This is a genomic window from Chryseobacterium cupriresistens, from assembly GCF_046614675.1.
In the GTDB taxonomy this organism is placed as follows: Bacteria; Bacteroidota; Bacteroidia; order Flavobacteriales; family Weeksellaceae; genus Chryseobacterium; species Chryseobacterium cupriresistens.
Genome location: NZ_JBKKJT010000001.1, coordinates 947,342 through 963,906 on the forward strand (window position 1 = coordinate 947,342; position 16,565 = coordinate 963,906).

Genomic DNA, 16,565 nt, shown 5'->3' on the forward strand with positions numbered 1-16,565 from the left:
TGCGTCTTAAATTAAACAATACGTATGATAAAACTTTGCACCTTTGCGTTTACCCAACAAAAATTGAAGTTCATTGTACACGTTCCCTATCTAAAAAATAGCCTTATTTTAAAAGTTCATCAGTATTTATTACACGGGCATAAAGATTTCCAAGAGCAGAAATCCCGGCCAAAAAGGATCTTTGAACTTCTTCAGCCTTTATCACTTCCCCATTCAGTTCACGGTTTCTGGTTGCTGTAGCATCTCCGATAATGGTATTGGTAAACCCGAAATCAAAAGCAGCTCTGGTTGTAGATTCCACACAGACATCTGTCATCATTCCTGTAATCACCAGATTTTTAATTTTCTTTGACTGAAGATAACCTAGAAGATCTGTCTCTCTGAAGCTGTTGGGAAAATGCTTAACGATAACTTTTTCATCTTCCCTCGGTAAAACCAGATGATTGATTTTAGTGCCCTCTGTACCCGGAAGGAAAAACGTTGCACCATCATTGGTAGAAATATGCTGAATGTGAATGACAGGAAGATGATTGTTCCTGAAATATTCTAAAATTCTTCTGGTGTTTTCAGCGGCCTGTACGCTTTTTTCCAGTGTCATTTTTCCGCCCGGGAAATAATCGTTTTGTACGTCGATAATTAATAGCGCCGTGTGTTCCGTTTTTTGTTGTTGTGCGTTCATTGTAATCATTGAAATTAATATCAGACAAGAGGTCAGAATAGTTTTAAATTTATTTTTCATGAGTAAAATTGTATTGGCCAAAATTACAGAGGCTTCACCTCCTGACCTTTGAACTAGTTCAAAAAACACTGTTGCTATCTAAAAACTTTAATATTGTTAATTTTTTTCATCTCTGTCCGATTAAATCAAAAATTTTATTACCTTTTTAAAGAAAAACAACTCATAAACAGTTAATATAATTTAACGGTATCAGATTTGGATAAGCCAAAAAAATAACCTTATTTTATTCTGTCATAAGAGAAAATATTCTTAAAGTAAAAATTTTAAATACCCTTTATAAAAGCGGGATTACCAAAATGTTTTTTGGATAAAAAAGATTTATTTAGTGTTGAATAAAACATTAAATTTGCGACATTGATATTATGGATAAAAAGACACAAAAAAAACCGACTGAATCGCCTGAGAAAGGCAGAATCTTATCTAAGCCACGTATTTTTTTCGGGCTTACTTTTATACTTTTATCGGCTGTTCTTGCACTCTCATTCGTCTCTTATCTGATGAACTGGAAAGCAGATCAAAGCCAGGCCGGAACCATGCTGGACAAAAGCATAAAATCTTCCAATATCTTTGGCAAGGTAGGTGACTGGCTTGGAAATATTTTCATTTTTGAAAGTATTGGTATTGCTTCATTTATCATTGCATTTTTATTCCTTGTAGTGGGGACTCTGATCCTTAAGAAGAAAATCTTCAAACCGTGGAAAACGATCGGCCACTCTTTATTTTTCATCTGCTGGCTTCCTATTTTTATGGGGGCACTTACGAAAGGCCAGGGTGTTTTAGGCGGTGTTTATGGATATCAGATCATGGACTATCTTAACTCTATCATCGGAGCAGTAGGTCTGTGGACGGTATTAGCTGCAAGCATTCTTCTCTATTTTATTCTTGAATTCAATCTTCGTCCAAGTTCTATCAAAGCGAAACTGGATAAAATCAATGAAAATACGATTGGAAAAGTAAAATCTATGATGCCGGACTCCAATGATGATTTCGAAGCTGATGAGGAATTGAAAGAGGAAGCAGAGGAAGCGGAAGAAGAGACGCTTTCCAGAGTTACGGTGAGTGATGTTGCCAACAAGCCCGTTACAACTCCTGTCAATACAATGAAAGAACCAGAACCTGTAAGTGCTCCGAAAGGATTTCCTGAGGTTCCGGTTTCCAACGAAATAGAAACCATTTCTACGCCCAACCATACTTCTTTTGAAGCAGAGCCAAGAGATGTTTCTCAACAGGTAAGCTTAAACCTTTCTACCAAGCCCATTGTTCCGGTTTCAAGCCCGGAGGAAGCATTTGATATCAGACCTTCTACTCCGTCTCCGGCAGTAACCACTGCTTCGGCACAGGAAAATATTAAATTCAATGTAGAAGTGGCACAGGTGGTTGATGTTTTGGATGATTCTGATAAAAAGTCTCAGGAACTGGTAGAAAAGCATGGTTTATATGACCACAAGCTAGATCTGGCCAACTTCCAGATGCCACCTGTAGATTTGCTGAAAGATTACGGTAATGAAGAAATTTCTATCAATAAGGAAGAATTAGAAGAAAATAAAAACAAGATTGTCGGACTTCTTAAGAATTTCAATGTTGGAATCGCAGAGATTAAAGCAACAATCGGTCCTACAGTTACGCTGTATGAAATTGTTCCTGAAGCAGGAATCAGAGTAGCAGCGATTAAAAAACTGCAGGATGATATTGCGCTGAACCTTTCCGCATTAGGAATCAGAATTATAGCGCCAATGCCAGGAAAGGGAACAATCGGTATCGAAGTGCCAAGAAAGAATCCTACCATGGTTTCTATGCGTTCTGTTATCGCTTCCCAGAAATTCCAGAATACGGATATGGATCTTCCGGTAGTTTTCGGAAAGACCATTTCCAACGAAATCTTTATGGCTGACCTTTCAAAAATGCCTCACTTATTGATGGCAGGAGCAACAGGTCAGGGTAAGTCTGTTGGTATTAATGCTATCCTTACTTCCCTTCTTTATAAAAAACATCCGAGCGAACTGAAATTCGTCATGGTAGACCCTAAAAAAGTGGAACTTTCATTATATTCTAAAATTGAAAGACACTATCTGGCAAAACTACCGGATGCAGAAGAAGCCATCATCACAGACACCAATAAAGTAATCAATACACTGAACTCTCTTTGTATTGAAATGGATACCCGATATGATCTTCTGAAAAATGCTTTTTGTAAAAACTTAAAAGAGTATAATAAAAAGTTTACGGAAAGAAAATTAAATCCTGAAAACGGACATCGTTATTTACCGTATATCGTATTGGTAGTAGATGAGTTTGCAGATTTGATCATGACGGCAGGAAAAGAGGTTGAATTACCGATTGCCAGACTTGCACAGCTTGCAAGAGCCGTAGGAATCCACCTTATTGTAGCTACACAGAGACCTTCCGTTAATGTTATTACAGGTATGATCAAGGCTAACTTCCCTGCAAGAGCTGCCTTCAGGGTAATTTCCAGTGTTGACTCCAGAACCATCCTTGATTCTCCGGGAGCAGATCAGCTGATTGGTAAAGGAGATATGCTTTATTTCAACGGAAACGAGATCCTGAGACTTCAGTGTGCTTTCGTGGATACTCCGGAAGTGGAAAGACTGGCAGAGTTTATCGGAGAACAGAAAGGGTATTCTTCAGCATTATTACTTCCTGAATACGTATCTGAAGATTCATCAAGTACAGTAGGTGCTTTTGACCCGAACGAAAAAGATGCTTTATTTGAAGAAGCCGCAAGAATAATCGTTTCTACCCAGCAGGGATCTACTTCAATGCTTCAGAGACAATTGAAACTGGGCTATAACAGAGCCGGAAGAATTATGGATCAGCTGGAAGCAAGTGGTATTGTGGGAGGATTCAATGGTGCTAAAGCAAGAGAGGTTCTGATCAGTGATCTTCATTCTCTGGAACAGTTTCTTGAAGATTTAAGAAACTAATTATAAAAAATCATCAATACAAAGATTAATCCCGGATACTCCTGATTGGAGACCGGGATATAAGAATCACTAAAACTATTACCATGAAAATTACATTAAAACAAACTATTGCATTGAGTCTTCTGGCATGTACATTAACATTATCTTCATGCGCCTTAAGAACTGTTCCCAGTGATTATGCTTCTGTGAAACTGGACGTTATTGATAATAACACGCTGGGAAATGGCAAAGTACTTATTTATAACGGCGCCGGAATTCTCCATAAAATGGATAACACGGCAAGATTGAATATCGGACTTGATGGCAAATCATTAGGACAAATCAGACCGAAAGAATATGTTATTGTTGATTTAGAGAAAGGAAAACATGAGTTTACGGTTCTTCATATAGATATGGTAAATATGAGAAGTAAGCATCAGGTTGAAATTGATGAAAATACTAAAGTAATTAAAATTGAACCAACCATTACTTCCAATAAGTTAACTGTGACCAATATTCTTCCTGAAAAATTTGATCAGTACATTGAAAGACCGGAAACAAGATAATCTGTAACCTATCTGCCATAAAGTATCAGGCATTAAAAGGTGGATTTTGGAACAGTTTTTGGAAGATCTGCGTAGTTAAAGGAAAAACACATCGTTTTAACCTTAAGAATTAAAGAAAATCTAACGATTATTAAATTAAGAAAATGAAAAATATTATTTCAAAAGTTATATTGGGAAGTTTTGTTGTAGGTGCAGTAGGTATGGCCAACGCTCAAAAGATTGATGCGAAAGCTAAAAAGATATTGGATGATATTACAGCCAACTACAATTCTAAAAAGAATTCTTACTTCAAATTTTCTTTTGGAAGCGGCCTTAACGGACAGGTGACCAAAACAGAACCTGGTATTTATTATGTTGCCGGAGAGAAATACAAACTGAAGATCATGGATACGGAACAGATCTTTGACGGAAATAAAATTTACAACATCAACGCCGATGATATGGAAGTTACCATTGCCAAGCCCAACGGAACCAGCACCATGTTCTCCCCTATCAACTATCTTACAACGTATAGAAACGATTATAATGTAACATACAACGGTAAGAAAATAGTGAATGGCGTGAATGCCGATTTTATTAAACTGACTCCAGTAAAAGCCAACGGAATAAAGTATGTATACCTTTTTGTCGATTCAGCGAAAAAGCAGATGGTAAAACTGGAACAGCACGGAAACAATAAAGATGTTGCAGTAATTGCTATTAAAGAATATAAAGAAAACCAGGAACTGGATCCTAATATGTTTGTTTTTGACAAAAATAAGTTTAAAAACTACATCGTTACAGAACTTTAAAAAGCTGAAAGTGAATTCGCAACTATGTAAATTTACTTTTAAAGTTAAAAAAATAACAAAATATAAAAAGCCACAAGTAAACTTTGTGGCTTTTTGATTAATTTTGGCGCATGTTAAAAATACTAGACCGATACATTATAAAAACCTTCTTTGGACCGTTTTTCTTTATATTCAGCGTATTGTTTTTCATTTTTATTGTAAACATTATCTGGGTACAGTTGGGACAGTTTATGGGAAAAGGATTAAGCTACTGGCAGATCCTTAAACTTCTTTTTTATCTTGGAGTAAACGTCATCAGTATGGTTCTACCGCTTACCATCCTTCTGGCGAGTATTATGTCGTTCGGTGAATTTGGAGAACGCTACGAGCTTGCTGCCATGAAAGCAGCGGGAATTCCTCTGACCCGAGTAATGACGCCTCTTCTTGGAATCTCAACAGCACTTGCGATCATGCTGTTTTTCTTTTCCAACAATATTATTCCGGATTTTCAGAAAAAAGCCAAGAATATGCTTTTTAATATTGCTCAAACCAAACCGGCTATCAACTTTACTCCGGGACAGTTTATTGATCAGATTCCCGGTTATATGGTAAAATTTGATAAAATATACGGGGAGAACGGTGAAAATATTGAAGGCGTTTTTGTTCATAAAAAAGCCAATGCTTACGAAAACCAGCAGTCTGTTGTTGCAGAAAAAGGAAAATTTGTTCCAGCGGCCAACAAGAACTTTTTAAAACTGGTACTGTATAACGGTTATGTATTTGAAGATGCCTTTGCCGGAAAAGGCGATAACGTAAGGCTGAAACAGCCGGACCAGGCTATTAAATTCGATACACTGGTTTCTCACTTTGACATCAGTGAAATCATCAATAAAGCGATCGAAAAGGAACAGATTACGGATGACTACCGTTTCCAGACCTACAACCAGCTTGACGGAACGATTACCAAAACCAAAAAAGACAATAAACAGTTCTTTGACAATATAGGTTCGGAAGTTCTTAACCAGACCAATTCTGTGATTACCTATATGGATAAAGGGAATAAACATAAAGCTGCTCCGAAAACCCAGATCAAACTGGATACGGTAAAAGGTGAAAGAAAAATGGAAATCATTTATAATTCCTACACCAGGCTGGACAACCTGAAATCAACACTGGAATCCAAAAAGAATGAATACAGTTCTAATGTAAAATACTTCAGTAAGGTAGTGATTTACCAGCAGAGAATTGTTGCCTATTCTGTGACCTGTATCATCTTCTTTTTGATTGGATCAAGTTTAGGTTCTATCATCAGAAAAGGAGGAATGGGGCTTCCGGTCATCATCGCTATCGTTATTTTCATCATCTTTTATGTCATGAATGTCGGGGTGGAAAATATGTCATGGAGCGGGAAAATGAATCCTTATCTTGCAGCATGGCTTCCCAACCTGATCCTTCTTCCCTTTGGAGTCTGGATGACTTATAAAGCACTTACAGATTCGCAACTGTTTGATGCAGAAAAATACAAAGCATTGTTCAAACCTATCACCAAAAGGTTTACCAAAAGTAAGGAACATCAGAGATACCAATAATTCTGATTTTAAAATAAAATTAAAAGCTTCGGAGAAATTCCGGAGCTTTTTTGTTGATTATTATTACAATATTTAATTGATAATGATTTTGAATTTAAAAATTTATATTTGTGGGAATTTAAAACAAAACCATGAAGAAATTACTACTTATTGGCCTGTTCGGTCTTGTGTCACTCAATGCCCATGCTCAGGATCAGGATGAAACCGGAACCTACAACGGTGAAAAATACGGCTACATCATTGACAAATCCGGAAAGAAAATTGAAGGTGTTGTACATCTGCACGGCGGCTATTCAAGTCCGTGGCAAAATCAGTTAAAAGTAAAATTTGCGGCCATTGCTGATATTGACAAAGTAAAGAATAAGATAAAATTCAAAACCTACGACACAGACGATATCAAAGAATATATGTTGTATGAAGGTGACACTCCGAGGGTTTTCAAGTCTGTAAAATACTCAAACATGAGAGAAGCCTTGAACAGCTCTGAAAGTTCAACAGGATTATCGGCCGGCTTTAAGGCAATCAACAATCTGTCAAGAACAGAACAGTTTGCAGAAGTCGTAACGGAGGGCAAAATTACAGTTTATAAGCTTTATGGCTACCCTACGGCTCTTTCTGCAAACAGTACTCAGGCCATCACGCAGAGAGAAACAGACCGGTTAAGAGAGAATCCCAATTATATTTTTTCAAAGAAAGGAGGAAAAGCTGAAGAATTAACGCCCGCAAAAGCCAAAATTATCCTGGCAGACTGCCCTTACGTAAAAGCAAAAATAACAAAGGGAGAATATGGTTCCCTGAAAAACGAAGAGAAGAAAAGAAGCGGTCTTGGAAAATTCATCCGGGATGAAATCAACAATTCAACGGTGGATAAACTTTCAATTATCAATGAAGTGATCTATGATTACAATGAGAACTGTAAATAGAATATACAAAAAGAGGTTTCCGGTTGGAAACCTCTTTTTATTTTTAAAACTGATACACAAAAGCATTGATATTCATCCCTGCTCCTACTGAAGCAAATAACACAATATCATTTTTTTTGATTTTATGATGTTCAAGTTCATCCTGCAAAATCATCGTCAGCAAAGAAGGAATCGTAGCCACACTGCTGTTACCTAATTTATGAATAACCATAGGCATGATATTTTCCGGAACCGGTTTTCCATACAGCTGATAAAACCTGTTAACGATGGCTTCGTCCATTTTTTCATTCGCCTGATGAATAATAATCTTATTCAACTGATCAATGGAATATCCACTGTTGTCCAGACATTTTTTCATGGCATCCGGAACATTCACGAGAGCAAATTCATATATTTTACGACCATCCATCTTAATATACCGGGTATCCGGGCATCTTTCGTTGTTGTAAGATTTTCCAAAATACAGATAGTCTTTTTCTTCAAGGGTATAAGAAGCTGACAAATGGGATTTGATCCCGGCATCATCATCCTGATTTACTTCCAGAACAGCCGCCCCGGCACCGTCGGCATAGATCATACTGTCTCTGTCGTGGATATCTACCACACGGGAAAGTGTTTCTGCCCCAATAACCAGGCATCGCTTCGCTATACCGGATTTGATAAACGCGTGAGCCTGAATTACCCCTTCAATCCATCCCGGACATCCGAAAAGAACATCATAGGCCACACAGAAATTATTTCTGATTCCCAATACATGCTTCACCCTTGCAGCAAGGCTGGGCACCGTATCAGACTGAACCGTTCCGAAGCGAACATCCCCAAAATTATGGGCAAATATAATATAGTCTAATGTTTCAGGATCGATTCCTGCATTTTCTATAGCTGCACGCGCCGCAATGACGCCCAGATCTGAAGTGACCTGTGTACTATGTGCATATCTCCTTTCTTCAATACCTGTAATCTTTTTAAGCTTATCCGTAATGGAAGCGTTATTCTCCTTTAATAAAATCCCTTCTTCATTAAGAAAAATATGTTTATCAAAAAATAAATTGGTTATTGTTTCCGATGGGATATAATTTCCTACCCCGATTATTTTTGTCATCATTATAGTATCTGTTTCCTGTTTTTTAATTGAACGTCAGGAATAATTCATTAAATATAATGAATGAACGTAAATACTTCACAATATAGTATGGAATAAGAATGCATTGCATCATAAAAAGTTAAAATAATGGCTGAAAAATAATAAAAAAAGAGGTCTCACATCGGAAACCTCTTTACAAATATTTTAAAAACTGAAAATTATACTTTCATAATTTCAGCCTCTTTTGTCTTAAGATGCTCATCGCAAAGCTTAACGTATTTATCAGTATAAGCCTGGATTTCTTCTTCCACGCCTTTTACGACATCTTCAGAAACTCCTTCCAGTTTTTTAAGTTCTTTCAAACCGTCCTGTCTTGCATTTCTTACCGTTACTTTAGTGTTCTCAGTTTCCACTTTAGCCTGTTTTGCAAGCTCTTTTCTTCTTTCCTCTGTTAAAGGCGGAACATTAAGGATAATGTTTTCCCCGTTGTTAGAAGGTGCAAAACCTAAGTTGGAATTAATGATTGCTTTTTCAATCGCATTGATTGCTGTTCTGTCCCAAGGTTGAATAGAGATTGTCATTGCATCCGGAACAGAAACATTCGCAACCTGGTTGATAGGAGTCATTGCTCCGTAGTATTCTACCATTACATCCTGAACCATTGTCGTAGAAGCACGTCCTGCTCTAATTCTTTGAAATGCGTGATCCAGGTGCTTTACCGCTGCATCCATGTCTTGTTTTACAGATTCTAATATAAGATCTAATTCTTCCATTATTATAGTATAGTTTGATAAATTACACATCTATTAATCCATCTGAATATCAATCAATTAAAACTAAAAACACTGTAAACATCAGTGTTTTCTTACTATTTTAAATTATTTTTTGCTATTCAGTGCTGCAAAAATAATGATTATTTCCATATTCTGGTAAGACTGCATTCTGTATTTTGTGAAAACGTTGATATTTTTAAATAGGACACTGTGCAAAATTGTTTTATTGCCAGTCGTTATTTGTTGCTTGTTTTGCTTTGGCGGATTTAAGTTGAGCAATTAGGGAGATGTTTTTTTAATGAGTTTTTTGTTTTGTATCCTGCCAAGTATTATTATTTTACTCTTCAATCAATTCCAAAACATTTCTTTGCACTTAAAGGAAAAGAATTAACTTTGAAATAAAACAAACTAATGGAAAATATTGAAGCTAAATTAGACATTATTGAAAAATGGTTTTCGGTCCCTTCAAAAAAGCTTATTAATGTTTACAACATTGTAAAAGAAAAAGGCATTATGAGTTCCGAGGATTACCGACAAATTACTGATATTGGAATCCCGATTATTAACAAACTATCAAATGCTACGGGTTTATCAATTGAGAAAGTACGCAGTACAATAATACAAAAAGGAATTTCCTTTAATTATTTCCATGAGGCAATAATATCTTACTCTGAATTCTGTACAAAAGAAAAATAAATAAAGCCCCAATTAATGGGCTATTTTTATTGATCAGGTCGCAAATCTTTTACTATTTGCCTAATATCTTTAAGTGTTGATTTTTCTTCATTAATTTTTATGATAACGAAATCAAGCAAAGCTTTCACCTTAAACGCTTTATCTAAAGATTCTTCCTCCGAATAACTATGCAGTCCTTCAGATGTTTGGTTATACAACAACATTAGTGGATTATAATCAATACTCTGCAGACTTAATGGTAAGAACTCAAAAATATTCTCATATATTGAAGCAACTCTTCCACTTCTTTCATATTCATCTAGTAATTTTTGTATTGCACCTTTATCTGAATTCGGAAGGCTTTTCACCTCAGTAACAATGTGCATTAATTCGCTTTCCACTATTCTTCTAAAATAGCCCAAGGCACCAACTCCTAAATACATGTAGCAAAAAGTTTACTATTTGTTTTTTACAAGACTGACAAGTACAAATTGCATTAAATGTGAAATCTAAAAATTCATCTTTAAAATAGCCATCATGTATTTCTCCATTATAGAAAGCAGGTCCTGAATATTCTAAACCTGTTTGGAAAGTAGTGATTTTTTCCTCTTCTTCACAATAATAATCGAATGTAATGCCGCTAAAATGCTCCTCTTTATAATAATTCTTGTTTCCAACTTTATAATCTTCGAGAATAACCTTTTTTTCATACAATCCTGCATGTGTTAAAAAATCTTTCATAATACCTGTTTTCACAAATATAATAAAAAGCCATCTTAAAAAGAATGCTTGTATATTGTTGAGAAACTACTGTTTTCAGCGATATGGGATTTTCTTTCTTAATCTCCTCTTTGAAAAAAGAAACTTGTTTTTACCTAAAAATCCAACTGCAAGCAAAAGCTTCGGGTACAAATACCTACCAAACATTTTGGTTATTTCTACTTAGTGTGATATCATTTTTAATAACGTCCTTTACTCTATTCTTTTAAACGAAACGTCGGCAGGTATTTCAAACGGAAAGTCCTGGATAAGACATTTTGCAGAAATGAACAATTATAAACTAATTTAAACCCATCACATCATGACAAATCCATCTTTAGATGCCTATCAACAAGTTTTCGGTATGGCAGGTCTTGCCAACCGTGCCGGAGGCTACAACGGTTTTGGTATCCAACTACAGCAACAGCTTCAGTATGATTTATCCTATTATTTTAACAATGTTCCTCCGGTTAAAATAATGGATCAGAAAACACCTTCCATAGCTAATCCTACAGCAGTAGCGGAATTAGGAAACTGGGATCTGGTCTGGGGACCTGCCCTGATCGAAGAAAAAAATGAAAAGGGAGTTCCTACCGGAGTTGCAGATAATGCATTATATGTTGTTAAATCTGATGCTGTCGCATTTCCGGGAGGTCCTACATTGCCTACCTACGTTGTGGCTATTGCTGCCACTAATCCTTCGTCACTTTACGATTGGGAAACAGAAGATTTCTCAGTGGCAGAAGTAGTAAACTGGACCACTTATAATCCTTCCAACTTTGCTCCATCAGCCTTTAACGGCATTGACCCTTATATTTCAAAAGGAACGGCTACCGGAGTCGGTATACTTCTGGGACTTATAAGTCCGGGTGATGCAGCCGCACCCAATACCACGCTTCAACAGTTTCTTGCCAGCTTAAGTCCGGATCCGGATACAGCCATCATATTCTGTGGACATAGCCTTGCCGGAGCATTATCTCCTACCCTTGCTCTTTATCTGAAAGAAAATAAAGATCTGGATGCTTTCGGGGTAACGCTTGTATATCCTACTGCCGGGCCAACGCCAGGTGAGGCAGCATTCGCCAATCTGTTCAATAGTAAATTCCCACCATTACCTCCGGGATGGCAGCAACAGACAGGTACTTATCAAAGCTGGAATACCATGCACTGGAACGATCTGGACGTTGTTCCTCATGCATGGCCGGTATCGGAACTGGGGAAAATTGCAACGATTTATGGCCAGGCTCCTACCTATATGACGGCAGCCTTATTAAACGCTTTACAAAAGATGGCAATTGCTGATTCTTCAAATTCAGGAGCCAGTTATACAAGAATACAGAACCAATCGCTGCCAGGCCGGCTCCAACACTCAAGTGCCTCCTCGGTGAGCATTAAGACACCTCCTGAGTCTTTGCAGGACTATATGCTGCAGCTATCCGTACAGCATGTAGGAATGTATAATGGCATTCCTGCGGAAGGATCCAATCCACAGGTAGAAGGACTTATTTTATCACAGCCATTACCAAAACCAGAGGTGAAGCTGGTACCGGGAGTAACTGCTGTCACGGAATTGGAGATGATTCTTAAAATAATAAATCAGATCATCGGATGGATTTCTTCCCGTTATGTTTTGGTTGAAAAGGAAAATGCCACACAGAATGTTGAAGCAGACAAATAAGTACTTAAAACAATCATTAATAAAAAACACCTGTCACAATTACTGTAACAGGTGTTTTTATATTTTAAACGGTTAAACTGATTATAAATCAACTAAAGTACCTACATTTTCTCCGTCTACGATTTTTTCTAAATTTCCATCTTTGTTCATATCGAATACAATGATTGGCAATTTATTTTCGTGGCTCAGAGTAAATGCGGTCATATCCATTACTTTAAGGTTTTTCTCAAATACTTCATCAAAAGATAATGAATTGTATTTTACAGCATCTGCATTCTTTTCAGGATCGCTGTCGTAGATTCCGTCTACCCTTGTTCCTTTTAAGATCACATCAGCTCCGATTTCGATCGCTCTTAAGGTAGCCGCTGTATCTGTCGTAAAATAAGGATTTCCTGTTCCTGCCCCAAAGATCACTACTCTTCCTTTTTCAAGGTGTCTTACCGCTCTTCTTTTGATGAAAGGTTCAGCTACTTTATCCATTTCTATAGCAGACTGAAGTCTTGTTTTAATTCCTGCATCTTCCAATGCTCCCTGCAAAGCCATTCCGTTGATTACCGTGGCCAGCATTCCCATATAATCACCCTGCACTCTGTCCATTCCTTTGGCAGCTCCTGCAACACCACGGAAAATGTTTCCTCCTCCGATTACGATCGCTACTTCACAGCCTTTTTCAACTACCTTTTTGATCTCAGCTGCATATTCCTGCAGTCTTTCGTTGTCAATACCGTATTGTCTGTTTCCCATTAAGGCCTCACCGCTCAGTTTCAGAAGGATTCTTTTATATTTCATCTTTTATTTTTAATAACTTTTTATTAGTACCGGTTTCCCCGGAATTTGATTTTGCAAATATAATCATTAAAGATATTGATGAAAGAAAAATATTTAAATAGAAATAATGTCAGAAATATTTTGAAAAGTACGAAAAAGGATTATTTTTGCATTAATTATAAATTGAGTTGAAGAAAATTATCATTTTTTCATTATTTCTATCAGGAATTGTTTCTTATGCGCAAACAGGAACAAATGTTTATCCTTTCTTAAATGTACCTGTATCTGCAAGACAGGCTGCTTTGGGCGGAGATGCAATTTCGGTAAGAGATTATGATGTTTCCTTTGCTATTGCAAACCCTGCCCTGTTAAATAAAGATTCTGACAAACAGCTTTCTGTAAACGCAACGGCTTACCTTGCCGACTCGAAATACGGAACGATTGCTTATGCCAAAGACTTTGAGAATGGCCATATGGCTACCATCAATGCAAGGTATATGAGCTATGGAAGTATTCCGAGGACGGATGAAAGCGGTTTTGAAAACGGAGAATTCAAAGCTTCAGATGTAGCGATTGGCGCAGGCTATGCCTACCAGTTTGAAGAAGACTGGACGATTGGTGGAGGACTTAATTTTATTACCTCAAAAATTGACAACTATACTTCTTCCGCGATCTCAGGAACAGCGGGAATTACCTATCATAATAAAAAGAGCAAGGAAGTCGTTTCACTGGTCATGAGAAACTTTGGGTTTCAGCTGAAATCCTTTAACGGGACAAGAGAAAATCTTCCTTTCAGAATCGATCTTGGATATACCAAAATCATCAAGAACTTCCCTCTTGCCATTACTATTACCGCACATGACCTTCAGAAGTTTGATATTTCTTCAGAAGAAAACCTGGACGGGCAGAAAGTGGGTGCCGGCAGAAAGATTGCCGATCACTTTTCTTTGGGAGCCGAATTGTTTCCGGAAAAGAATTTCAATATCAGGCTGGGATATAATGTAAAAAGAGGAAATGAGCTGGCGGTTGCGGATCAAAGAAATTTCTCGGGACTTTCTGCAGGATTTGGAGTTAAAGTTTCCAGATTCCGTATTGATTATGCCCACGCGAGATATCACAACTCTTCGAACGTCAATCAGATAGGAATTTCTATGGACCTTTCCAGCCACAGAGGAGAATAATCTTCCTGGCCGGAAATTTCTTAATTATTCCGAAAATTTCTTACTTCCTCTTGATTTTCTAAAAAAAATCTTGAAATTTGCAGTATGAAAAAACCTGTAATTGCTATCGATGGGTACTCGTCTACCGGAAAAAGTTCTATCTCAAAAATCATTGCTGATCAACTGGGACTTATTCATATGGATACAGGAGCACTTTACAGAGGAGTTACCTGGTATGCTTTGCAGCATTGTCTGAATGAAAACGGTGAGATTGATCTGAATACATTGTTCTCTTCTTTTAATCAGATCAAACTTGAATTTAAAAATAACGACGGCACCCTTATTCTTTTCCTGAATGACACAGATATCTCTACGGAAATCCGTACCAATATCGTATCTGATAATGTGAGCCTTGTTGCCAAGCAAAAAGAGGTGAGAGATTTCCTCCTGCAGTCACAGCGCACTTTGGCAGAAAAAGGTGGCGTTATTATGGACGGGCGTGACATCGGGACAGTAGTTCTGCCAAATGCAGACTATAAATTCTTTCTTACTGCCAGTATTGATGAAAGAACCAACAGAAGGTTTCTGGAACTGAAAGGACTGGGAATTGAGGCGGATAAGGAACAGGTAAAGCAAAACCTTATAGAACGCGATAAAATCGATAGTGAGCGTGAAATAGCCCCATTGAAGCAGGCTGACGACGCTATTGTTATTGATAATTCGGCACTCACCAAAGAAGAAACCATACAGCTTATTTTATCTCACATCAAAAAGATTTAACAATTTTTAATAGGCTTCAGGCCTCCTTTGGTATACAAATTGTAAGTTTTATTACTGTAAAAACTAATCTATTATTAATTATTAAAAAACTTAAAATGTCTAGAAAAGGAAATAATACAGCAGGTATATTGGCAGGACTTCTTGCAGGTGCTGCGGCAGGTGTAATCTTAGGAATGTTATACGCACCGGAAGAAGGTAAAGAAACCAGAAAAAAAATCAAAACGAAGGCAAATGATCTTAAAGATCAGGCAAAGAACAAATACGGTGAGGTTTCTGAAAAGGTGAAAGACCAGTACAGCAATATTTCTTCTACTTTCAAGGAAACAGCTAACAGTGTAGCACATACTGTGAAAGACGGATATGACAAATACAAAGATCAGATTGTTTCTAAAACTGCAGATTTGGCAAAAGATGTAGAAGCAGAACTGAATGATCTGAAAAAATAAGTAATTTATCTTTTTAAGTAAATTACAGAAAGGAACTTTTGTGCGAAAGTTCCTTTTTTTGTAACTTTAAAAAAAAACAATGATAGAAACTATTAAAGAATACGCCTCCAAGAGAATCGATCTTCTGAAAATTGAAGCGACTGAAAAGTCGTCACTTTCTGCCGGGCTCATTACTTACTTTGTAGTACTGCTTGTTGCTTTTGCTTTTTTTATTATCCTTTTCAACTTTGGAATTGCTTTCCTTATCGGAAAAGCACTGGATAATTATTCCTATGGATTCTTAATTGTTGCTGCATTTTATGCACTGGTAATGGCGTTTGTTGTTGCCTTCAAAACAAAAATTGTGAATACTGTTGCAGATCAGGTTATTAAATTTTTAAATCATTAAACTATGGGCAGAAAATACGAGAGCATAGAAGAATTAAGAAGAAAGAAAAAACTGCTTCAGGGTGAAATTAGTGATCTTGAAAATCTTCTGACCTTCAAAAATACAAAAGAAAGCCTGAGTGCATTTACCAATGGTTTAACTGATCAGTATCTTCAGGAAAAGATTGATGAAGACGGTGATGAAAAAGTGGTCCTAAGGAAGGATGTCATTGCCAAACAGCTTACTTCAGAGGTGAAAGACCTTTTAATCAGCAAAAATACAGCTGTAGGAATTGCCAGCTCTGCTTTCAAAGGAGGAAATCTTGCAGACGGGCTTGTAAAACTAGGGGTTACTGCTATCGTAGGGAACTATGCCAAAAAGAATATGAAAAGTTCCAACTGGAAGAAAAAACTGATTGGTGCAGCTCTGATTTACCTTGCTCCTATTGCACTGAAATATGTCAGAAAAAAAATAGAAGTATACCAGAAAAACAAAAGTGTTTCAAGTATGGAACAATTGATATAGGTTTAAATATCAGAAACCAGAAGTTAGAGAATATTGATAAGT

18 protein-coding genes are annotated in these 16,565 nt (G+C 36.9%); 12 read left to right on the forward strand and 6 right to left on the reverse strand.

Annotated elements, in window-relative coordinates; genetic code table 11:
* Window positions 1-103: 103 nt before the first annotated feature.
* Window positions 104-739 carry a cysteine hydrolase family protein gene (locus tag ACLI50_RS04415; protein WP_202842434.1) on the reverse strand — a complete coding sequence of 212 codons (636 nt, stop codon included), beginning with the start codon at window positions 737-739 and terminating at the stop codon, window positions 104-106.
* Between the two features lie 362 nt (window positions 740-1,101).
* Here ACLI50_RS04415 and ACLI50_RS04420 point away from each other — a divergent pair, with 362 nt between their 5' ends.
* The 5 genes from ACLI50_RS04420 to ACLI50_RS04440 all read left to right on the forward strand — a co-directional run bounded on the left by ACLI50_RS04420 (window position 1,102) and on the right by ACLI50_RS04440 (window position 7,508).
* The gene (locus ACLI50_RS04420; protein ID WP_202842436.1) at window positions 1,102-3,681 is read left to right on the forward strand and encodes an FtsK/SpoIIIE family DNA translocase; all 2,580 of its coding nucleotides are present in this window, start codon (window positions 1,102-1,104) and stop codon (window positions 3,679-3,681) included.
* Window positions 3,682-3,764: 83 nt separating this feature from the next.
* Window positions 3,765-4,226, forward strand: coding sequence for a hypothetical protein (locus ACLI50_RS04425; RefSeq protein WP_110008766.1), 462 nt, complete (start codon window positions 3,765-3,767; stop codon window positions 4,224-4,226).
* Between the two features lie 143 nt (window positions 4,227-4,369).
* Window positions 4,370-5,017 (forward strand): outer membrane lipoprotein periplasmic chaperone LolA1, encoded by a 648-nt coding sequence (gene lolA1 / locus ACLI50_RS04430; protein ID WP_202842440.1) that lies wholly within the window; start codon window positions 4,370-4,372, stop codon window positions 5,015-5,017.
* A gap of 110 nt (window positions 5,018-5,127) precedes the next feature.
* On the forward strand, window positions 5,128-6,585 hold the full coding sequence (locus ACLI50_RS04435; RefSeq protein ID WP_137904035.1) for an LptF/LptG family permease: 1,458 nt from the start codon (window positions 5,128-5,130) through the stop codon (window positions 6,583-6,585).
* Between the two features lie 131 nt (window positions 6,586-6,716).
* Window positions 6,717-7,508, forward strand: a complete 792-nt coding sequence (locus tag ACLI50_RS04440; protein ID WP_202842444.1) for a hypothetical protein — start codon at window positions 6,717-6,719, stop codon at window positions 7,506-7,508.
* A 43-nt stretch (window positions 7,509-7,551) separates the two neighbouring features.
* Here ACLI50_RS04440 and ACLI50_RS04445 read toward each other — a convergent pair whose 3' ends face one another.
* The gene (locus ACLI50_RS04445) at window positions 7,552-8,613 is read right to left on the reverse strand and encodes a 3-oxoacyl-ACP synthase III family protein (protein WP_062670066.1); all 1,062 of its coding nucleotides are present in this window, start codon (window positions 8,611-8,613) and stop codon (window positions 7,552-7,554) included.
* Window positions 8,614-8,810: 197 nt separating this feature from the next.
* Window positions 8,811-9,365 carry a ribosome recycling factor gene (frr, locus tag ACLI50_RS04450; RefSeq protein WP_034694343.1) on the reverse strand — a complete coding sequence of 185 codons (555 nt, stop codon included), beginning with the start codon at window positions 9,363-9,365 and terminating at the stop codon, window positions 8,811-8,813.
* 411 nt (window positions 9,366-9,776) lie between these two features.
* Between frr and ACLI50_RS04455 the strand changes: the two genes are divergently transcribed.
* A complete protein-coding gene (locus ACLI50_RS04455; protein ID WP_411413243.1) occupies window positions 9,777-10,061 on the forward strand; it encodes a hypothetical protein in 285 nt (94 codons plus the stop codon).
* A gap of 26 nt (window positions 10,062-10,087) precedes the next feature.
* Here the strand turns inward: ACLI50_RS04455 and ACLI50_RS04460 are convergent, their stop codons facing one another.
* Both ACLI50_RS04460 and ACLI50_RS04465 read right to left on the reverse strand, forming a co-directional pair.
* Entirely contained in the window at window positions 10,088-10,483 is a 396-nt protein-coding gene (locus tag ACLI50_RS04460; protein WP_411413244.1) for a hypothetical protein, read from the reverse strand.
* Window positions 10,449-10,781 carry a hypothetical protein gene (locus ACLI50_RS04465; RefSeq protein WP_411413245.1) on the reverse strand — a complete coding sequence of 111 codons (333 nt, stop codon included), beginning with the start codon at window positions 10,779-10,781 and terminating at the stop codon, window positions 10,449-10,451. Before ACLI50_RS04465 ends, ACLI50_RS04460 begins: the two co-directional genes overlap by 35 nt.
* Before the next feature lie 340 nt (window positions 10,782-11,121).
* On the opposite strand from ACLI50_RS04465, the gene ACLI50_RS04470 reads away from it, so the two are divergent.
* Window positions 11,122-12,477 carry a lipase family protein gene (locus ACLI50_RS04470; protein WP_411413246.1) on the forward strand — a complete coding sequence of 452 codons (1,356 nt, stop codon included), beginning with the start codon at window positions 11,122-11,124 and terminating at the stop codon, window positions 12,475-12,477.
* Between the two features lie 81 nt (window positions 12,478-12,558).
* On the opposite strand, the gene pyrH is transcribed toward ACLI50_RS04470, so the two are convergent.
* Window positions 12,559-13,266: a UMP kinase gene (pyrH, locus tag ACLI50_RS04475; RefSeq protein ID WP_076355472.1), complete on the reverse strand. Its 708-nt coding sequence runs from the start codon at window positions 13,264-13,266 to the stop codon at window positions 12,559-12,561.
* A gap of 167 nt (window positions 13,267-13,433) precedes the next feature.
* Between pyrH and porQ the strand changes: the two genes are divergently transcribed.
* The 5 genes from porQ to ACLI50_RS04500 all read left to right on the forward strand — a co-directional run bounded on the left by porQ (window position 13,434) and on the right by ACLI50_RS04500 (window position 16,523).
* Window positions 13,434-14,426, forward strand: coding sequence for a type IX secretion system protein PorQ (gene porQ / locus ACLI50_RS04480; RefSeq protein ID WP_411413247.1), 993 nt, complete (start codon window positions 13,434-13,436; stop codon window positions 14,424-14,426).
* Window positions 14,427-14,510: 84 nt separating this feature from the next.
* A complete protein-coding gene (cmk, locus tag ACLI50_RS04485; RefSeq protein WP_062670075.1) occupies window positions 14,511-15,185 on the forward strand; it encodes a (d)CMP kinase in 675 nt (224 codons plus the stop codon).
* 95 nt (window positions 15,186-15,280) lie between these two features.
* On the forward strand, window positions 15,281-15,631 hold the full coding sequence (locus ACLI50_RS04490; RefSeq protein ID WP_047431084.1) for a YtxH domain-containing protein: 351 nt from the start codon (window positions 15,281-15,283) through the stop codon (window positions 15,629-15,631).
* 79 nt (window positions 15,632-15,710) lie between these two features.
* Entirely contained in the window at window positions 15,711-16,019 is a 309-nt protein-coding gene (locus tag ACLI50_RS04495; RefSeq protein ID WP_034694332.1) for a phage holin family protein, read from the forward strand.
* A gap of 3 nt (window positions 16,020-16,022) precedes the next feature.
* A complete protein-coding gene (locus ACLI50_RS04500) occupies window positions 16,023-16,523 on the forward strand; it encodes a phosphoribosyl-ATP pyrophosphatase (protein WP_343640992.1) in 501 nt (166 codons plus the stop codon).
* Window positions 16,524-16,565 lie beyond the last annotated feature (42 nt).